This is a genomic window from Variovorax jilinensis, assembly GCF_030316885.1.
Lineage (GTDB): Bacteria > Pseudomonadota > Gammaproteobacteria > Burkholderiales > Burkholderiaceae_C > Variovorax > Variovorax jilinensis.
In genome coordinates this window covers 521,471-536,967 of the sequence record NZ_JASZYQ010000002.1, presented here as the reverse complement: position 1 = coordinate 536,967, position 15,497 = coordinate 521,471, and the positions used below count along the sequence as shown (strand labels likewise).

General features: G+C 68.3%; 14 protein-coding genes. 13 read left to right on the top strand and 1 reads right to left on the bottom strand.

Annotation, left to right across the window (positions count from 1 at the left end):
- Positions 1-26: 26 nt before the first annotated feature.
- The 13 genes from gltA to accD all read left to right on the top strand — a co-directional run bounded on the left by gltA (position 27) and on the right by accD (position 14,901).
- A complete protein-coding gene (gltA, locus tag QTH87_RS09575) occupies positions 27-1,337 on the top strand; it encodes a citrate synthase (RefSeq protein ID WP_286608680.1) in 1,311 nt (436 codons plus the stop codon).
- A 169-nt stretch (positions 1,338-1,506) separates the two neighbouring features.
- Entirely contained in the window at positions 1,507-1,629 is a 123-nt protein-coding gene (locus QTH87_RS09570; protein ID WP_444812775.1) for an entericidin A/B family lipoprotein, read from the top strand.
- Positions 1,630-1,752: 123 nt separating this feature from the next.
- On the top strand, positions 1,753-2,697 hold the full coding sequence (locus tag QTH87_RS09565; protein ID WP_286608678.1) for a LysR family transcriptional regulator: 945 nt from the start codon (positions 1,753-1,755) through the stop codon (positions 2,695-2,697).
- Between the two features lie 40 nt (positions 2,698-2,737).
- On the top strand, positions 2,738-4,159 hold the full coding sequence (leuC, locus tag QTH87_RS09560) for a 3-isopropylmalate dehydratase large subunit (protein WP_286608677.1): 1,422 nt from the start codon (positions 2,738-2,740) through the stop codon (positions 4,157-4,159).
- Positions 4,160-4,183: 24 nt separating this feature from the next.
- Entirely contained in the window at positions 4,184-4,834 is a 651-nt protein-coding gene (gene leuD / locus QTH87_RS09555; RefSeq protein WP_286608676.1) for a 3-isopropylmalate dehydratase small subunit, read from the top strand.
- 122 nt (positions 4,835-4,956) lie between these two features.
- The gene (gene leuB / locus QTH87_RS09550; RefSeq protein ID WP_286608675.1) at positions 4,957-6,057 is read left to right on the top strand and encodes a 3-isopropylmalate dehydrogenase; all 1,101 of its coding nucleotides are present in this window, start codon (positions 4,957-4,959) and stop codon (positions 6,055-6,057) included.
- A gap of 89 nt (positions 6,058-6,146) precedes the next feature.
- Entirely contained in the window at positions 6,147-7,316 is a 1,170-nt protein-coding gene (gene asd, locus QTH87_RS09545) for an aspartate-semialdehyde dehydrogenase (RefSeq protein ID WP_286608674.1), read from the top strand.
- A gap of 167 nt (positions 7,317-7,483) precedes the next feature.
- Entirely contained in the window at positions 7,484-10,303 is a 2,820-nt protein-coding gene (locus QTH87_RS09540) for a FimV/HubP family polar landmark protein (RefSeq protein WP_286608673.1), read from the top strand.
- Between the two features lie 26 nt (positions 10,304-10,329).
- Complete coding sequence (gene truA / locus QTH87_RS09535) at positions 10,330-11,142, top strand: tRNA pseudouridine(38-40) synthase TruA (RefSeq protein ID WP_286608672.1); 813 nt, start codon at positions 10,330-10,332, stop codon at positions 11,140-11,142.
- Positions 11,139-11,834: a phosphoribosylanthranilate isomerase gene (locus QTH87_RS09530; RefSeq protein ID WP_286608671.1), complete on the top strand. Its 696-nt coding sequence runs from the start codon at positions 11,139-11,141 to the stop codon at positions 11,832-11,834. Before truA ends, QTH87_RS09530 begins: the two co-directional genes overlap by 4 nt.
- A 51-nt stretch (positions 11,835-11,885) precedes the next feature.
- Positions 11,886-13,160, top strand: a complete 1,275-nt coding sequence (trpB, locus tag QTH87_RS09525) for a tryptophan synthase subunit beta (RefSeq protein WP_286608670.1) — start codon at positions 11,886-11,888, stop codon at positions 13,158-13,160.
- A complete protein-coding gene (gene trpA, locus QTH87_RS09520) occupies positions 13,160-14,005 on the top strand; it encodes a tryptophan synthase subunit alpha (RefSeq protein WP_286608669.1) in 846 nt (281 codons plus the stop codon). The genes trpB and trpA overlap by 1 nt, the downstream gene beginning before the upstream one ends.
- Positions 14,006-14,028: 23 nt before the next feature.
- A complete protein-coding gene (accD, locus tag QTH87_RS09515) occupies positions 14,029-14,901 on the top strand; it encodes an acetyl-CoA carboxylase, carboxyltransferase subunit beta (protein WP_286608668.1) in 873 nt (290 codons plus the stop codon).
- A gap of 3 nt (positions 14,902-14,904) precedes the next feature.
- Here accD and QTH87_RS09510 read toward each other — a convergent pair whose 3' ends face one another.
- A complete protein-coding gene (locus tag QTH87_RS09510) occupies positions 14,905-15,465 on the bottom strand; it encodes a YggT family protein (protein ID WP_286608667.1) in 561 nt (186 codons plus the stop codon).
- Positions 15,466-15,497: the final 32 nt, after the last annotated feature.

Here is a 15,497-nt window from a genome sequence, read left to right as displayed (position 1 = left end):
TCAATCCCTTTTGAAAGAACCTCGAAATGAAAGCATCCGAGACCAAGGCCACCCTTTCGTTCAGCAACGGCGGCCAGAACGTCGAGTTGCCGATCTACAAGGGCACGCTCGGCCCCGACGTGATCGACATCCGCAAGCTCTACGCCCAGACGGGGATGTTCACCTATGACCCGGGCTTCATGTCGACGGCTTCGTGCGAATCGGCCATCACCTACATCGACGGCGACAAGGGCGAGCTCCTGTATCGCGGCTACCCGATCGAGCAGCTGGCCACCAACTGCGACTTCCTCGAGACCTGCCACCTGCTGCTCTACGGCGAACTGCCCGACGAAGCCAAGAAGACCAACTTCACCAAGCTCGTGACCAACCACACGATGGTCAACGAGCAGATGCAGTTCTTCCTGCGCGGATTCCGCCGCGACGCGCATCCGATGGCCATCATGACCGGCCTGGTCGGCGCGCTGTCGGCCTTCTATCACGACTCCACGGACATCAACAATCCGAAGCACCGCGAGATCGCCGCCATCCGCCTGATCGCGAAGATGCCGACGCTGGTCGCCATGGCCTACAAGTACACCGTGGGCCAGCCCTACATGTACCCGCGCAACGACCTGAGCTATGCGGGCAACTTCCTGCACATGATGTTCGCCACGCCCTGCGAGGAGTACAAGGTCAGCCCGGTGCTCGAGCGCGCGCTGGACCGCATCTTCATCCTGCATGCCGACCACGAGCAGAACGCCTCGACCTCGACCGTGCGCCTGTGCGGCTCGTCGGGCACCAACCCGTTCGCGGCGATCGCGGCCGGCGTGGCCTGCCTCTGGGGCCCGGCCCACGGCGGCGCCAACGAGGCGGCGCTCAACATGCTCTATGACATCCAGAAGGCTGGCGGCGTCGAGAAGATCGGCGAGTTCATCAAGCAGGTCAAGGACAAGAACTCGAGCGTCAAGCTGATGGGCTTCGGGCACCGCGTCTACAAGAACTACGACCCGCGCGCCAAGCTCATGCAGGAAACCTGCAAGGAAGTGCTCGGCGAACTGGGCCTCGAGAACGATCCGCTGTTCAAGCTCGCGATGGCGCTCGAGAAGATCGCGCTGGAAGACGAATACTTCGTCTCGCGCAAGCTCTACCCGAACGTCGACTTCTACTCGGGCATCGTGCAACGCGCGATCGGCATCCCGGTGCCGCTGTTCACGGCCGTCTTCGCGCTGGCCCGCACGGTCGGCTGGATTGCCCAGCTCAACGAGATGATCGGCGACCCCGACTACAAGATCGGCCGTCCGCGCCAGCTGTTCGAAGGTTCGGTCAAGCGCGACGTGAAGCCGATCGCCCAGCGCTGATTTCCGCTGAGCGCGCATCCAGGAAAGCTGCCCACGGGCAGCTTTTTTGCGTCTTGGCTGACACGGAACGGGAGCCGTGCCGAATAACTTCGTTGTCGGGGGGAATGAATCCATTCGCCTTTCTCGACCATTTCAACGAAGGAGTTCCATCATGAAGAAGCTTGCCGCAATGATCGCCGTCGTCTTTGCCTTTGCCGTCCCGCTGGCCGGTTGCAACACCATGAAGGGTGCGGGCCAGGACATCCAGAAGGGTGGCCAGAAGGTGGAAGACGCTGCACAGAAGAAGCAGTGATCGAAGGCGCTGCCGTGGCGCTCATCGCGCTGCGGCAGTGAAGTCATCGCGGATGGCGATGGCTTAACGGCCAAATCGGAGAGAAAATAGCGGGCTCCATCTCTGAACGAGATGCCCAAGCCCATGACCTCCTCCGAACGCAGCTTTGCCCGACGCATCGACCTCACATCGCTGCAGTTGTTCGTGGCCGTCTGCGAACTGGGCAGCATCGGGCGTGCCGCGGAGCGCGAATTCATCGCCGCCTCGGCCATCAGCAAGCGCCTTTCCGACCTCGAAGGCACGCTCGGAACCCCTCTGCTCTATCGGCACGCGCGCGGCGTCGACCTGACGCCGGCTGGCGAAAGCCTGCTGCACCACGCGCGCTCCGTCCTCTACAGCCTCGAGAAGATGCAGGGCGAACTCAGCGAGTACGCCGATGGCGTGCGCGGCCACGTCCGGGTGCACGCCAACATCTCGGCGATCGTGCAGTTCCTGCCCGAGGACCTCGGCGCCTTCACCCAGGCGCACGATGCGATCAAGATCGACCTCGAGGAACACCTGAGCAGCGAGGTGGTGCGCGCCGTGCAGGAAGGCGCGGCCGACCTCGGCGTCTGCCACCTGGCCGACAACGGCATCGACCTGCAGAGCCTGCCCTACCGCGACGACCAGCTCGCGCTGATCGTTCCGGCCACCCACGCGCTCGCCCGCCAGCGCAGCATCGCCTTTGCCGATTCGCTCGACTTCGACCACGTCGGCCTGCACACCAACAGCTCGATCTACGTCGCCATGCACGAGGCGGCGCTGGCGGCCAACCGCAGCATCCGGCTGCGCATCCACGTCACGGGCCTCGATGCCATGTGCCGCATGATCGAGAACGGCCTTGGCATCGGCGTGATGCCGCTGCGCGCCTTCGAACTCATGCAGGGCGGCATCGGCCGGCGCCTGAAAAGCGTCGCGCTCGAGGATGCCTGGGCCCGGCGTCAGATCCGGCTCATCGCGCGCGACTTCTCGACCCTGCCGGTGGCTGCGCGCCTGCTCGTCACCCATTTGCAGGCATCGGACGCGAACCCCGATCGCCTGGCCGCCTGAAGCCGCAAGAACACCATTCCCCACGAAAGAGAAGACCTCCATGGCACGCACGCTCTACGACAAGCTCTGGGACGAACACGTCGTCCACACCGAGGAAGACGGCACCTCCATCCTCTACATCGACCGCCACCTGGTGCATGAGGTGACCAGCCCGCAGGCCTTCGAGGGCCTGCGCGAGGCGGGCCGCAAGCTGTGGCGCATCAGCTCGGTGGTGGCAACGGCCGACCACAACACGCCGACCACCCACTGGGAGCTGGGCTACGACGGCATCACCGACCCGATCAGCAAGGAGCAGATCACCACGCTCGACACCAACATCAAGGAATTCGGCGCCGCGGCCTTCTTCCCGTTCCTGAGCAAGCGCCAGGGCATCGTGCACGTGATCGGCCCCGAATCGGGCGCCACGCTGCCCGGCATGACCGTGGTCTGCGGCGATTCGCACACCTCCACCCATGGCGCCTTCGGCGCGCTCGCGCATGGCATCGGCACCAGCGAGGTCGAGCACGTGATGGCCACGCAGACCCTGCTCGCCAAGAAGGCCAGGAACCTGCTCGTGAAGGTCGAGGGCAAGCTCCCGCTGGGCTGCACCGCCAAGGACATCGTGCTGGCCGTGATCGGCCGCATCGGCACCGCGGGCGGCACCGGGTACACGATCGAGTTCGCGGGCTCGGCGATCCGCGATCTCTCGATGGAAGGCCGCATGACGGTCTGCAACATGGCGATCGAGGCCGGCGCCCGGGCCGGCCTGGTGGCGGTCGACGACAAGACCATCGCCTACGTGAAGGGCCGCGCGCTGGCGCCCACCGGCGTCGAATGGGACCAGGCGGTTGCCTACTGGAAGACGCTGCAGTCCGACCCCGGCGCGCACTTCGACCTCGTCGTCGAGCTCGACGCCGCCCAGATCAAGCCGCAGGTCACCTGGGGCACCTCCCCCGAGATGGTGGTGCCGATCGATGGCCGGGTGCCCGATCCGGACCGCGAGAAGGACGCCAACAAGCGCGGTGCGATCGAACGCGCGCTGACCTACATGGGGCTCGAGCCGAATAAGCCCATGAACGACATCCTGATCGACAAGGTGTTCATCGGCTCGTGCACCAACAGCCGCATCGAGGACATGCGCGAGGCTGCGGCCATGGTCAAGCGCCTGGGCCAGAAGGTGGCCAAGAACGTCAAGCTCGCGATGGTGGTTCCGGGCTCGGGGCTCGTGAAGGAGCAGGCCGAGCGCGAAGGGCTCGACGTGATCTTCAAGGCCGCGGGCTTCGAATGGCGCGAACCGGGCTGCTCGATGTGCCTCGCGATGAACGCCGACCGGCTCGAGCCCGGCGAGCGCTGCGCCTCGACCAGCAATCGCAACTTCGAAGGACGCCAGGGCGCCGGCGGCCGCACGCACCTCGTGAGCCCGGCGATGGCCGCGGCGGCTGCCGTGCACGGCCACTTCGTCGACGTGCGCCAATTTGCCTGAGACCTTGCCCAGAGAAAGACAACCATGCAGAAATTCACCGTGCACAAGGGCCTCGTGGCACCGATGGACCGCGAGAACGTCGACACCGACGCGATCATCCCGAAGCAGTTCCTCAAGTCGATCCGCAAGACCGGCTTCGGCCCCAACCTGTTCGACGCCTGGCGCTACCTCGATCCGGGCGAGCCCGGCCAGGACCCGGCATCGCGCAAGCCCAACCCCGACTTCGTGCTGAACCAGCCGCGCTACGCAGGCGCCTCGGTGCTGCTGGCGCGCAAGAACTTCGGCTGCGGCTCGTCGCGCGAGCATGCGCCGTGGGCGCTCGACCAGTACGGCTTTCGCGCCATCATCGCGCCGAGCTACGCCGACATCTTCTTCAACAACAGCTTCAAGAACGGCCTGCTGCCGATCGTGCTGTCCGAGGCACAGGTGGCGCAGCTGTTCGACGAGGCGCTGGCCTTTCCGGGCTACCAGCTCACGATCGACCTCGAGCGGCAGGTGGTGGTCAAGCCCGACGGCGGCGAGCTGCCGTTCGAGGTCCAGGCCTTCCGCAAGTACTGCCTCATGAACGGTCTCGACGACATCGGCCTGACGCTTCGCCACAAGGACAAGATCAAGGCCTTCGAGGCCGAGCGGCTGGCGGCCAAGCCCTGGCTCTCGCACCAGCTCATCGCCTGAAGGTCATGCCCCCCACGCTCTTTCACTTCGTGTAGTCGCTGCCCCCCGAGGGGGCCGCAGGCCGCCTTGGGGCGGCCCGGCGCCGGCCTGTTCCCATCTCTCAACTCAATGCTCTGAAGCTCATGAAAATCGCAGTCCTCCCCGGTGATGGCATCGGCACCGAAATCGTCGCCGAAGCCGTCCGCGTGCTCGACACCCTCGACCTGAAGTTCGAGATGGAAACCGCCCTGGTCGGCGGCGCCGCCTACGAGGCCCACGGCCATCCGCTGCCCGAATCCACGCTCAAGCTGGCCAAGGAGGCCGACGCCGTGCTGTTCGGCGCGGTCGGCGACTGGAAGTACGACAAGCTCGAGCGTTCGCTGCGGCCCGAGCAGGCCATCCTCGGCCTGCGCAAGAACCTGGGCCTGTTCGCCAACTTCCGGCCCGCCATCTGTTACGAACAGCTGGTCGGCGCCTCCAGCCTCAAGCCCGAGCTGATCTCGGGCCTCGACATCCTCATCATCCGCGAGCTCACCGGCGACATCTACTTCGGCGCCCCGCGCGGCCGCCGCACCGCGGTCGACGGCCACTTCCCCGGCGCCGAGGAAGCCTTCGACACCATGCGCTATTCGCGCCCCGAGATCGAGCGCATCGCCCACGTGGCCTTCCAGGCCGCGCGCAAGCGCAGCAAGCGCGTGACCAGCGTCGACAAGGCCAACGTGCTGGAGACCTTCCAGTTCTGGAAGGACGTCGTGACCGAGGTGGGAAAGGAATACCCGGACGTCGAGCTCGACCACATGTATGTCGACAACGCCGCGATGCAACTGGTCAAGGCGCCGAAGAAATTCGACGTCGTGGTCACCGGCAACATGTTCGGCGACATCCTCTCGGACGAGGCCGCGATGCTCACGGGTTCGATCGGCATGCTGCCCTCGGCCTCGCTCAACAGCAGCAACCAGGGCCTCTACGAGCCCAGCCACGGCAGTGCGCCCGACATTGCCGGCAAGGGGGTTGCCAACCCTTTGGCTACAATACTGTCTGCTGCCATGATGCTCCGTTTCTCCCTCAACCAGCCCGAGGCTGCCGACCGTATCGAGTCGGCGGTCCAATCCGTGCTGGCGCAGGGCCTGCGCACGGGTGACATCTGGTCCGCGGGCACGACCCGGGTCGGCACCCGCGAAATGGGCGACGCGGTGGTGGCCGCACTCTCCGCTTCGATCACCAAAAAGACGATTACCGGCTAACCGCAGCCCGCTTCGTCACGCCCTCCCCCGGCTCTGACGAGCCGGGCGCAAAGAGAAAACAGTTTCTTTTTTCACAAGGGCACTTTGTTATGGCGAACGCAAATCAACCTCTGGTCGGCCTCGTGGGCTGGCGCGGCATGGTCGGCTCGGTCCTGATGGACCGCATGCAGGCCGAAGGCGACTTCGGACTGATCGAGCCGGTCTTCTTCTCGACTTCCAACGCGGGCGGCAAGGCCCCCGCGATGGCCAAGAACGAGACCACGCTCAAGGACGCCCACGACATCGCCGCGCTCGCCAAGTGCGACATCGTCATCACCGCCCAAGGCGGCGATTACACGTCCGAGGTGTTTCCCAAGCTGCGCGCCACGGGCTGGAAGGGCCACTGGATCGACGCCGCCTCGACCCTGCGCATGAAGGACGACGCGATCATCGTGCTCGACCCGGTCAACCTGCCGGTGATCCAGAACGCACTCGCCAAGGGCGGCAAGAACTGGATCGGCGGCAACTGCACCGTGAGCTGCATGCTGATGGGCGTGGGCGCGCTCTACAAGGCCGGCCTGGTCGAGTGGATGACCAGCATGACCTACCAGGCAGCCTCGGGCGGCGGCGCCCAGCACATGCGCGAACTGCTGACCCAGTTCGGCACCCTCAACGCCGAAGTGCGCGCCCTGCTCGACGACCCCAAGTCGGCCATTCTCGAGATCGATCGCAAGGTGCTGGCCAAGCAGCAGTCCCTGTCGGCCGCCGAGACCGCCAACTTCGGTGCCCCGCTGGGCGGCAGCCTGATCCCCTGGATCGACAAGGACCTCGGCCTCGGCAAGTCCCAGGACGACGCCGAATGGGGCATGAGCAAGGAAGAGTGGAAGGGCGGCGCCGAGACCAACAAGATCCTGGGTCAGGGCGCGGGATTCGGCACCGCCGCGACGCCGGTCGATGGCTTCTGCGTGCGCGTCGGCGCCATGCGCTGCCACAGCCAGGCACTGACCTTCAAGCTCAGGAAGAACGTGCCGCTGGCGGACATCGAGGCACTGATCGCCGCCGACAACGAATGGGTGAAGGTGGTGCCCAACACGCGCGAGGCGACGGTGCGCGACCTGACGCCGGTGGCGGTGACGGGCACCATGTCGATCCCCGTCGGCCGCGTGCGCAAGCTCGCCATGGGCCCGGAATACGTGGGCGCCTTCACGATCGGCGACCAGCTGCTGTGGGGCGCCGCCGAGCCGCTGCGCCGCATGCTTCGCATCCTGCTCGAAGCCTGAAACGGGCCCGCGAGTCCTTCGCGGGGCTCGCGGCGTTGCTCGCCCGCAACGGCGAATGCATGACGAAGTTTGCACGCACTGGGTAGATAAGGCCTGTCGCCTTGTCAGTGCAAGGTGTTGATGTTAACGTCCCCTTACACTTTTGGGCCGAGCTGCCCCCTACCAGCATGACACGACTCCCGTTGCCTGCGGCCCGCCCCTCGGCCATCTCTCCGGATCACACCCTGATCGGCCGCGGCCGCCTCACGGTTCTGAGCGCGGCGGTGGGTCTGGCGCTGACGGTCTTCGCCGTCGACGCCAGTGCGCTCGCGCTGGGCCGCCTCAACGTGCAGTCCGCCCTCGGCGAGCCGCTGCGCGCCGAGATCGACATCACCGAGATCACGGCCGCCGAAGCCGACGGCCTCAAGGTCAACATCGCGTCGGCCGAGGCCTTCCGCGCTGCCGGCGTGCCCTACAACGCCGCCTTGTCGGACGTCCGCGTCGGCGTCCAGAAGCGCACCGACGGCCGCTACGTTGTGCGCCTCACGAGCAACCGGCTCGTCAGCGAACCCTTCATCGACCTGCTGCTCGAAGCCAACTGGGGCGCGGGCCGCATCGTGCGCGACTACACCGTGCTGCTCGATCCGCCCACCAGCCGCCAGGCCGCCGCGCCGGTGGCACCGGTCGCTCCGCAGATCTCCCAGGCTGCGCCGCAGCGCGTGGCGCCGGCCGTGGTCCCGGCCGCCCCGGCGGCCCGGCGCGAACGCCCCGCCGCTGCAGCGCCCGCCGCACCGGTCGAAGCCCCGGTGCGCACCGGTGGCACCGGCAGCAATGGCGAGCAGGTCAGGGTCCAGGCCGGCGACACCGCCGGCAAGATCGCCGCGGCCCACAAGCCGGCCGATGTCTCGCTCGACCAGATGCTGGTCGCCCTGCTGCGCGCCAATCCGAACGCCTTCATCGGCGGCAACGTGAACCGCATCAAGGCCGGCGCCGTCCTCGAACTGCCGGGCGCACCGCAGGCCGAGGCGATTCCCGCGGCCGAGGCGCGCCGCACCGTCACGGCCCAAAGCCAGGACTTCGGCGAATACCGCCGCAAGCTGGCCGAGAACGCCCCGACCTCGCGCCTCGCCGACGCCGATCGGCAGACCTCGGGCAAGCTGCAGGCCAACGTCGAGGATCGCAACGCGGCCAACGCCGCGACCGACAAGCTCAAGATCTCGCAGGGCCTCGCGCCCGGCAAGGCCACCGAGGAGCAGATCGCCCTGGCACGCCAGGCGCAGGCCAGCAACGCGCGGGTCGCCGAGCTCAGCAAGAACATCTCCGAGCTGAACAGGCTCCAGGCCGCCAGCGGCGCCGCGCCGGCACCGGCCACCTCCACCCCGCCAACTGCGCCCGCGGCGGCAACGCCCGCACCAGCGCCGACCGCACCGGCCACTCCGGCGACCCCTGCCGCCACGCCGGCTGGCACCGCGGCTGCACCCGCCCCGACCACCCCGGCGACGGCCTCCGCGCCAGCAGCGCCCGCCCTCACCCCGCCGGCCACTCCGCCGGCCGCAACGCCGGCAACGACCGCACCGGCCGCATCGGTGCCTGCAGCAGCCGCATCGGGCTCCCCCGCGGCCGCCACCGCGCCGGTCGCCGCGCCCGCCCCGGCTGCCGGCACGCCAGCAGCCGCGGCACCCGCTGTCACCCCGCCCGTCGCCGCACCGAAGCCGGCAGCCAAGGCACCGCCACCGCCGCCGCCACAACCCGGCTTCTTCGCCGAGTTGCTGGACAACCCCCTGATGGCGGGCCTGGCCGCGCTGATCGCGCTGCTGATCGCCTTCCTGCTCTACCGCGTCCTGGGCCGCAAGCGCCGCGATGCGGGCGACAGCGTCTTCATCGAGAGCCGCATCCCCAAGGATTCCTTCTTCGGCGCCAGCGGCGGCGAATCGGTCGACACCAAGGCCCGCGGCAACTCCGTGGTGTCCTCGCTGTCCTACTCGCCGAGCCAGCTCGATGCCGGCGACGTCGATCCGGTCGCGGAAGCCGATGTGTACCTGGCCTACGGCCGCGACCTGCAGGCCGAGGAAATCCTGCGCGAGGCGCTGCGCGTCAACCCCGAGCGCACTGCCATCCACCTGAAGCTGCTCGAGATCCACGCCAAGCGCCGCGACCTGCGCGCGTATGAAGCGCTGGCCGCCGACGTCCACAAGCTGACCGGCGGCACCGGCAGCGACTGGAACCGCGTCGTCGAACTCGGCAAGGACCTCGATCCGGGCAACCCGCTGTACGAGAGCGGCAGCAGCCGCGGTGGCGTCTCCGCCGCCGAGGCAGCGGCCTTTGCCGGTTCGCTGGCCGCTGCCAGTGCCGTGGTGGCCCCTTCGCCCGTGGCCCCGGCCACGGCACCTGCACCGCTCGCCGAGGCCGCCCCGCCGGCCTTCGTGCCCTCGGTCGCACCGCTGGACTTCGACCTCGAGATCAGCCGGCCGGCACCGATCGACACCATTCCGTCCACCGTGACGGCGAGCCTGCCGCTGACCCCGTCCCCGGCGCGCAACACCGATTTCCAGGCCACCGACATCGAGGCGACGGCTTCGGCCCCGTTCGAAGCCAGACCGGCGCCGGCGCCGAGCTTCGCACCGGCCCATCCGAACCTCGAAAACGACTTCGACACCGCGCCCGGCGCGCTCGAACCGCTCGCACGTCCCTCGCCCCGGAACGACGACGAACGCACCCAGCCGGCCCCGCTGCGCGCCGGTCTGCCCGCCGATTCCGGCTTCATCGAGTTCGACATGAGCTCGCTGGCCGGGCTGTCGGGCCGCGCCGCGCCGGACACCGAGCGCGGTCGTCTCGAATCGATCGACGACAGCAGCGAGAGCCCGCACGCCATCAAGCTGTCGCTGGCGCGCGAGCTGAAAGCACTCGGCGACGTCGAAGGCGCCCGCTCGCTGGTCGAGGAAGTGGCCGCCGAGAGCGCCGGCGACATCAAGGCCGAAGCCAAGCAGTTGCTCGGTCAGCTGCGCTGAGCCGCGATGCGGCCGCCGAACGCACGGTGAGGCTGGCGCTCGGCATCCGCTACAACGGCCAGGCCTACGAGGGCTGGCAGAGCCAGCGCTCGGGCCGCACGGTGCAGGACAAGCTCGAGGCTGCGCTGGCGCGCTTCGCCGACCAGCCCATCTCCACACTCTGCGCCGGCCGCACCGACACCGGCGTCCACGGCCTCATGCAGGTGGTGCATTTCGACACTGCCGTGGAGCGTGCCCCCCACGCCTGGGTGCGCGGCACCAACCGCTACCTGCCGCCCGACATCGCGGTGCAATGGGCGCAGCCGGTGCCCGACCAGTTCCACTGCCGTGCCAGCGCGCTCACGCGGCGCTACCTCTACGTGCTCTCGCAGTCGCCCGTACGCCCGAGCCTCGATGCCGGCCGGGTCGGCTGGACCATGTACGCCCTCGACGGCGATGCCATGCGCGCCGCCGCCGCAGTGCTGATCGGGCAGCACGATTTCAGCTCGTTCCGCGCCTCGGCCTGCCAGGCGCGCTCGCCGGTCAAGGAGCTGCGCCGCATCGAGATCACCCGCCACGGCGAAGGCGACCGCTGCCGCTGGCATTTCGAGTTCGAGGCCGATGCCTTCCTGCACCACATGATCCGCAACATCATGGGTTGCCTGGTGCGCATCGGACGCGGCGACGCGCCGCCCGGCTGGATGGCCGAGGTGCTGGCCGCGCGCAGTCGTGTCGCGGCTGCGCCGACCTTCTCGCCGGCCGGCCTCTACTTCCTCGGGCCGCTCTACGCTGCCGGCTGGGGCCTTCCACCCGAGGCGACGCTGCAGGACGGCGGCGCTGCGTATGATGGCCCGCCATGAATTCCCCGACCCTGCCAGCGCGCACCCGCATCAAGATCTGCGGCCTGACGCGCGAAAGGGACGTCGATGAGGCCGTCGAGGCGGGCGCCGACGCCATCGGCTTCGTGCTCTATGCGGCCAGCCCTCGCGCCGTAAGCGCCGCGCGCGCCGCGGAACTGGCGGCCCGGCTGCCGCCCTTCGTCACGCCGGTGCTGCTGTTCGTCAATGAATCCGCCGCCGCGGTGCAGGACGCGCTGGCGCAGGTGCCCGGCGCGATGGCCCAGTTCCATGGCGACGAGACACCCGAGGACTGCTGGCTCGCCAGCGGCCAGGGGCGCCATCGCTGGCTGCGCGCGGCCCGGATTCCGCTGGGCGCCGCCGGGGCCTCCTTCGACCTCGTAAAATACGCGTCCGATTACTCCCGCGCCCACGCCATCCTGCTCGACGCCCATGTCGAGGCCTATGGCGGTGGCGGCAAGGCATTCGATTGGTCACTACTTCCTCCCGCCGTCGACGCTCACCTCGTCTTGAGTGGTGGACTCGCACCTGCAAACGTGGGCGATGGCATTCGCCGGTTGCGGACACGCTGCAAATCGCTGTCCGTTGACGTGAGCTCCGGCGTCGAGGCCTCCAAGGGCATCAAGGACGCCGACAAGATCCGCGCATTCGTGGCCGCCGTGCGGGCCGCCGATGCTGCGAACCCAGCTTCCTAACCGCCTGTCCGCCTCGATCCGCGGGCGCAGGCGGCCCAACGAATCGAGACCATGAACACCTATCAGCAACCCGACGCCAGCGGCCACTTCGGCATCTACGGCGGCAGTTTCGCGAGCGAGACCCTCACGCACGCGATCAGCGAACTGCGCGACGCCTACGCCCGCTACAAGGACGACCCGGAATTCCTGGCCGAATTCCACTACGAGCTCGCGCACTTCGTGGGCCGGCCCTCGCCGATCTACCACGCCGCGCGCACCAGCCGGGAGATGGGCGGCGCCCAGATCTACCTCAAGCGCGAGGACCTGAACCACACCGGCGCCCACAAGGTCAACAACACCATCGGCCAGGCCATGCTCGCCAGGCGCATGGGCAAGCCGCGCGTCATCGCCGAGACCGGCGCCGGCCAGCACGGCGTGGCCACCGCCACCATCTGCGCGCGCTACGGACTCGAATGCGTGGTCTACATGGGCAGCCAGGACGTGCAGCGCCAGAGCCCCAACGTCTACCGCATGAACCTGCTGGGCGCCACCGTGGTGCCGGTCGAATCGGGCAGCAAGACGCTGAAGGATGCGCTCAACGAAGCGATGCGCGACTGGGTCACTAACGTCGAGAGCACCTTCTACATCATCGGCACGGTGGCCGGCCCGCACCCCTACCCGACGATGGTGCGCGACTTCCAGAGCGTGATCGGCACCGAATGCATCGCGCAGATGCCGGCCATGCTCGCGGCCCAGGGCATCACGGGCGAGGCCGAGGGCCGACAGCCCGACGTGGTGGTCGCCTGCGTGGGCGGCGGCAGCAATGCGATGGGCATCTTCCATCCCTACATTCCGTTCGAGCGCACCCGGCTGGTCGGCGTCGAGGCCGCGGGCGAAGGCCTCGACAGCGGCAAGCATTCGGCCTCGATCCTGCGCGGCAGTCCGGGCGTGCTGCACGGCAACCGCACCTACCTGCTGCAGAACGAGGACGGCCAGGTGACCGAGACCCACAGCATCAGCGCCGGCCTCGACTACCCCGGCGTCGGACCCGAGCATTCCTACCTGGCCGACATCGGCCGCGCCGAATACGTCGGCATCACCGACGCCGAGGCGCTGGAGGCCTTCCACTACCTGTGCCGCACCGAAGGCATCATCCCGGCGCTCGAATCGAGCCATGCCTTCGCCTATGCGATGAAGCTCGCGAAGACCATGCGTCCCGATCAGTCCATCCTCGTGAACCTCTCGGGTCGCGGCGACAAGGACATCGGCACCGTGGCCGATCTCTCGGGCGTCGACTTCTACGACCGGCCGTCGATGCGCGGCCTGAGCGTGAAGGGAGGCAAGTGATGAGCCGGATCGCTGCCGCATTCGAGGCCCTGCAACAGGCAGGCCGCCGCGCGCTGGTGCCCTACGTCACGGCCGGCTTTCCCTACGCCGACATCACGCCCGCGCTGATGCACGGCATGGTCGAGGCCGGCGCCGACGTGATCGAGCTGGGCGTGCCCTTCTCCGACCCGATGGCCGACGGCCCGGTGATCCAGCGCGCCGGCGAGGCAGCGCTCGCGCTCGGCGTCGGCATGAAGCAGGTGCTCGCGATCGTGGCCGAGTTCCGCCGGAATGACGACCGCACGCCGGTCGTGCTGATGGGCTACGCCAACCCCGTGGAACGCTACGACGGCGTGCACGGCAAGGGCGCGTTCATCCGCGACGCCGCCGCCGCCGGTGTCGACGGCCTGCTGGTGGTCGACTACCCGCCCGAGGAATGCGAGGACTTCGCCGCCGCGCTGAAAGCCAAGAACATCGACCTGATCTTCCTGCTCGCGCCGACGAGCACCGACGAGCGCATGGCGCAGGTCGGCCGCGTGGCGACCGGCTACGTCTACTACGTCTCGCTCAAGGGCGTGACCGGCGCCGGCCACCTCGACACCGAGGCGGTCGGCCGCATGATCCCGCGCATCCGCCGGCACGTGAGCGTGCCGGTCGGCGTCGGCTTCGGCATCCGCGACGCCGCCACCGCGCAGGCGGTCGGCGCCGCGGCCGATGCCGTCGTGATCGGCACCCGCATCATCCAGCTGATCGAGGGCCAGCCGCGCGACGCCGTGGTGCCGCTGGTGCGCGAATTCCTGGCCGGCATCCGCCAGGCGCTCGACGCGCTCCCGCCCGCCACGGCCCGGTCCGCGGCTGGCGGATAATCCACCGCCAAACAAGGAGCACCATGAGCTGGCTTGAAAAACTGCTGCCATCGAAGATCACGCCGTCCGACCCGAGCGAGCGGCGCCAGATGCCCGAAGGCCTCTGGATCAAATGCCCGAGCTGCGAGACGGTGCTCTACAAGACCGATCTCGAGCACAACCAGAACGTCTGCCCGAGCTGCGGCCACCATCACCGCATCGGTGCCCGTGCGCGCCTGGACACCTTTCTCGACGCCGAAGGCCGCTACGAGATCGGCCAGGAGGTGCTGCCGGTCGACGCGCTGAAATTCAAGGACAGCCGCAAGTACCCGGAGCGGCTCAAGGAAGCGCTCGAGAACACCGGCGAGACCGATGCCCTGGTGGTGGTCGGCGGCTCGGTGCACAGCATCAACGTGGTCGTCGCCTGCTTCGAGTTCGATTTCATGGGCGGCAGCATGGGCAGCGTGGTCGGCGAACGCTTCGTGCGCGGGGTCGAGACCGCCATCGAGCAGAAGGTGCCCTTCATCTGCTTCACGGCCACCGGCGGCGCGCGCATGCAGGAGGGCCTGCTGTCGCTGATGCAAATGGCCAAGACCAATGCCTCGCTGACCCGGCTGGCCAAGAAGGGCCTGCCCTACATCAGCGTGCTGACCGATCCGACCATGGGCGGCGTGAGCGCCGGCTTTGCCTTCGTGGGCGACGTGGTCATCGCCGAACCCAAGGCGCTGATCGGCTTTGCCGGCCCGCGCGTGATCGAATCCACCGTGCGCGTCACGCTGCCCGAAGGCTTCCAGCGCGCCGAGTTCCTGCAGACCAAGGGCGCGATCGACTTCATCTGCGACCGCCGCGAGCTGCGCAAGACCGTCGCGAGCACGCTCGCCATGCTGCTGCGCCAGCCCGCCGACGCAGTGGACTGAGCCTCAGCGCCCGAGCGTGAAGGCGCCTGCCATCACGTTGCCGAGCACGATCGCCACCACCTGCAGCAGCACGATCGCGGCCAGCGCCGAAAGGTCGACGCCGCCCACGAGCGGAATGAAACGCCGAAACGGCCGCACCAGCGGCAGGGCGAGCCGCTCGATCAGGTCCTGCAGCATCGACGACGCGTTCGGCACCCACGACAGCACCGCGTAGACCACCAGCAGCGCCGTGAGCCCCGAGACGGCCAGCTGCAGCAGGCCGATGAACGACACCAGCGGCAGCACCTCCCAGCGGCCGGCGCCGCCCATCAGCAGCCAGAGCAGCAGGAACTTGGCCAGCACCAGCAGCCAGGCGGCCACCAGGCTTGCGAGATCCCAGCGCTTGACCGATGGCACGATGCGGCGCAGCGGCAGCACGATCCAGTCGCTCACCGCGAACACGAAGCGTCCGAGCGGATTGCCGAAGGGCACGCGGTGGAACTGCATGTACAGACGCAGCAGGCAGGCGCCGCCCAGGAGGCCGACGATCACGTCGAGCAGGAACGAGGGAATCTGATAGAACATGGCGCGTGGTCGTGAGCGGAATGCCATGATAG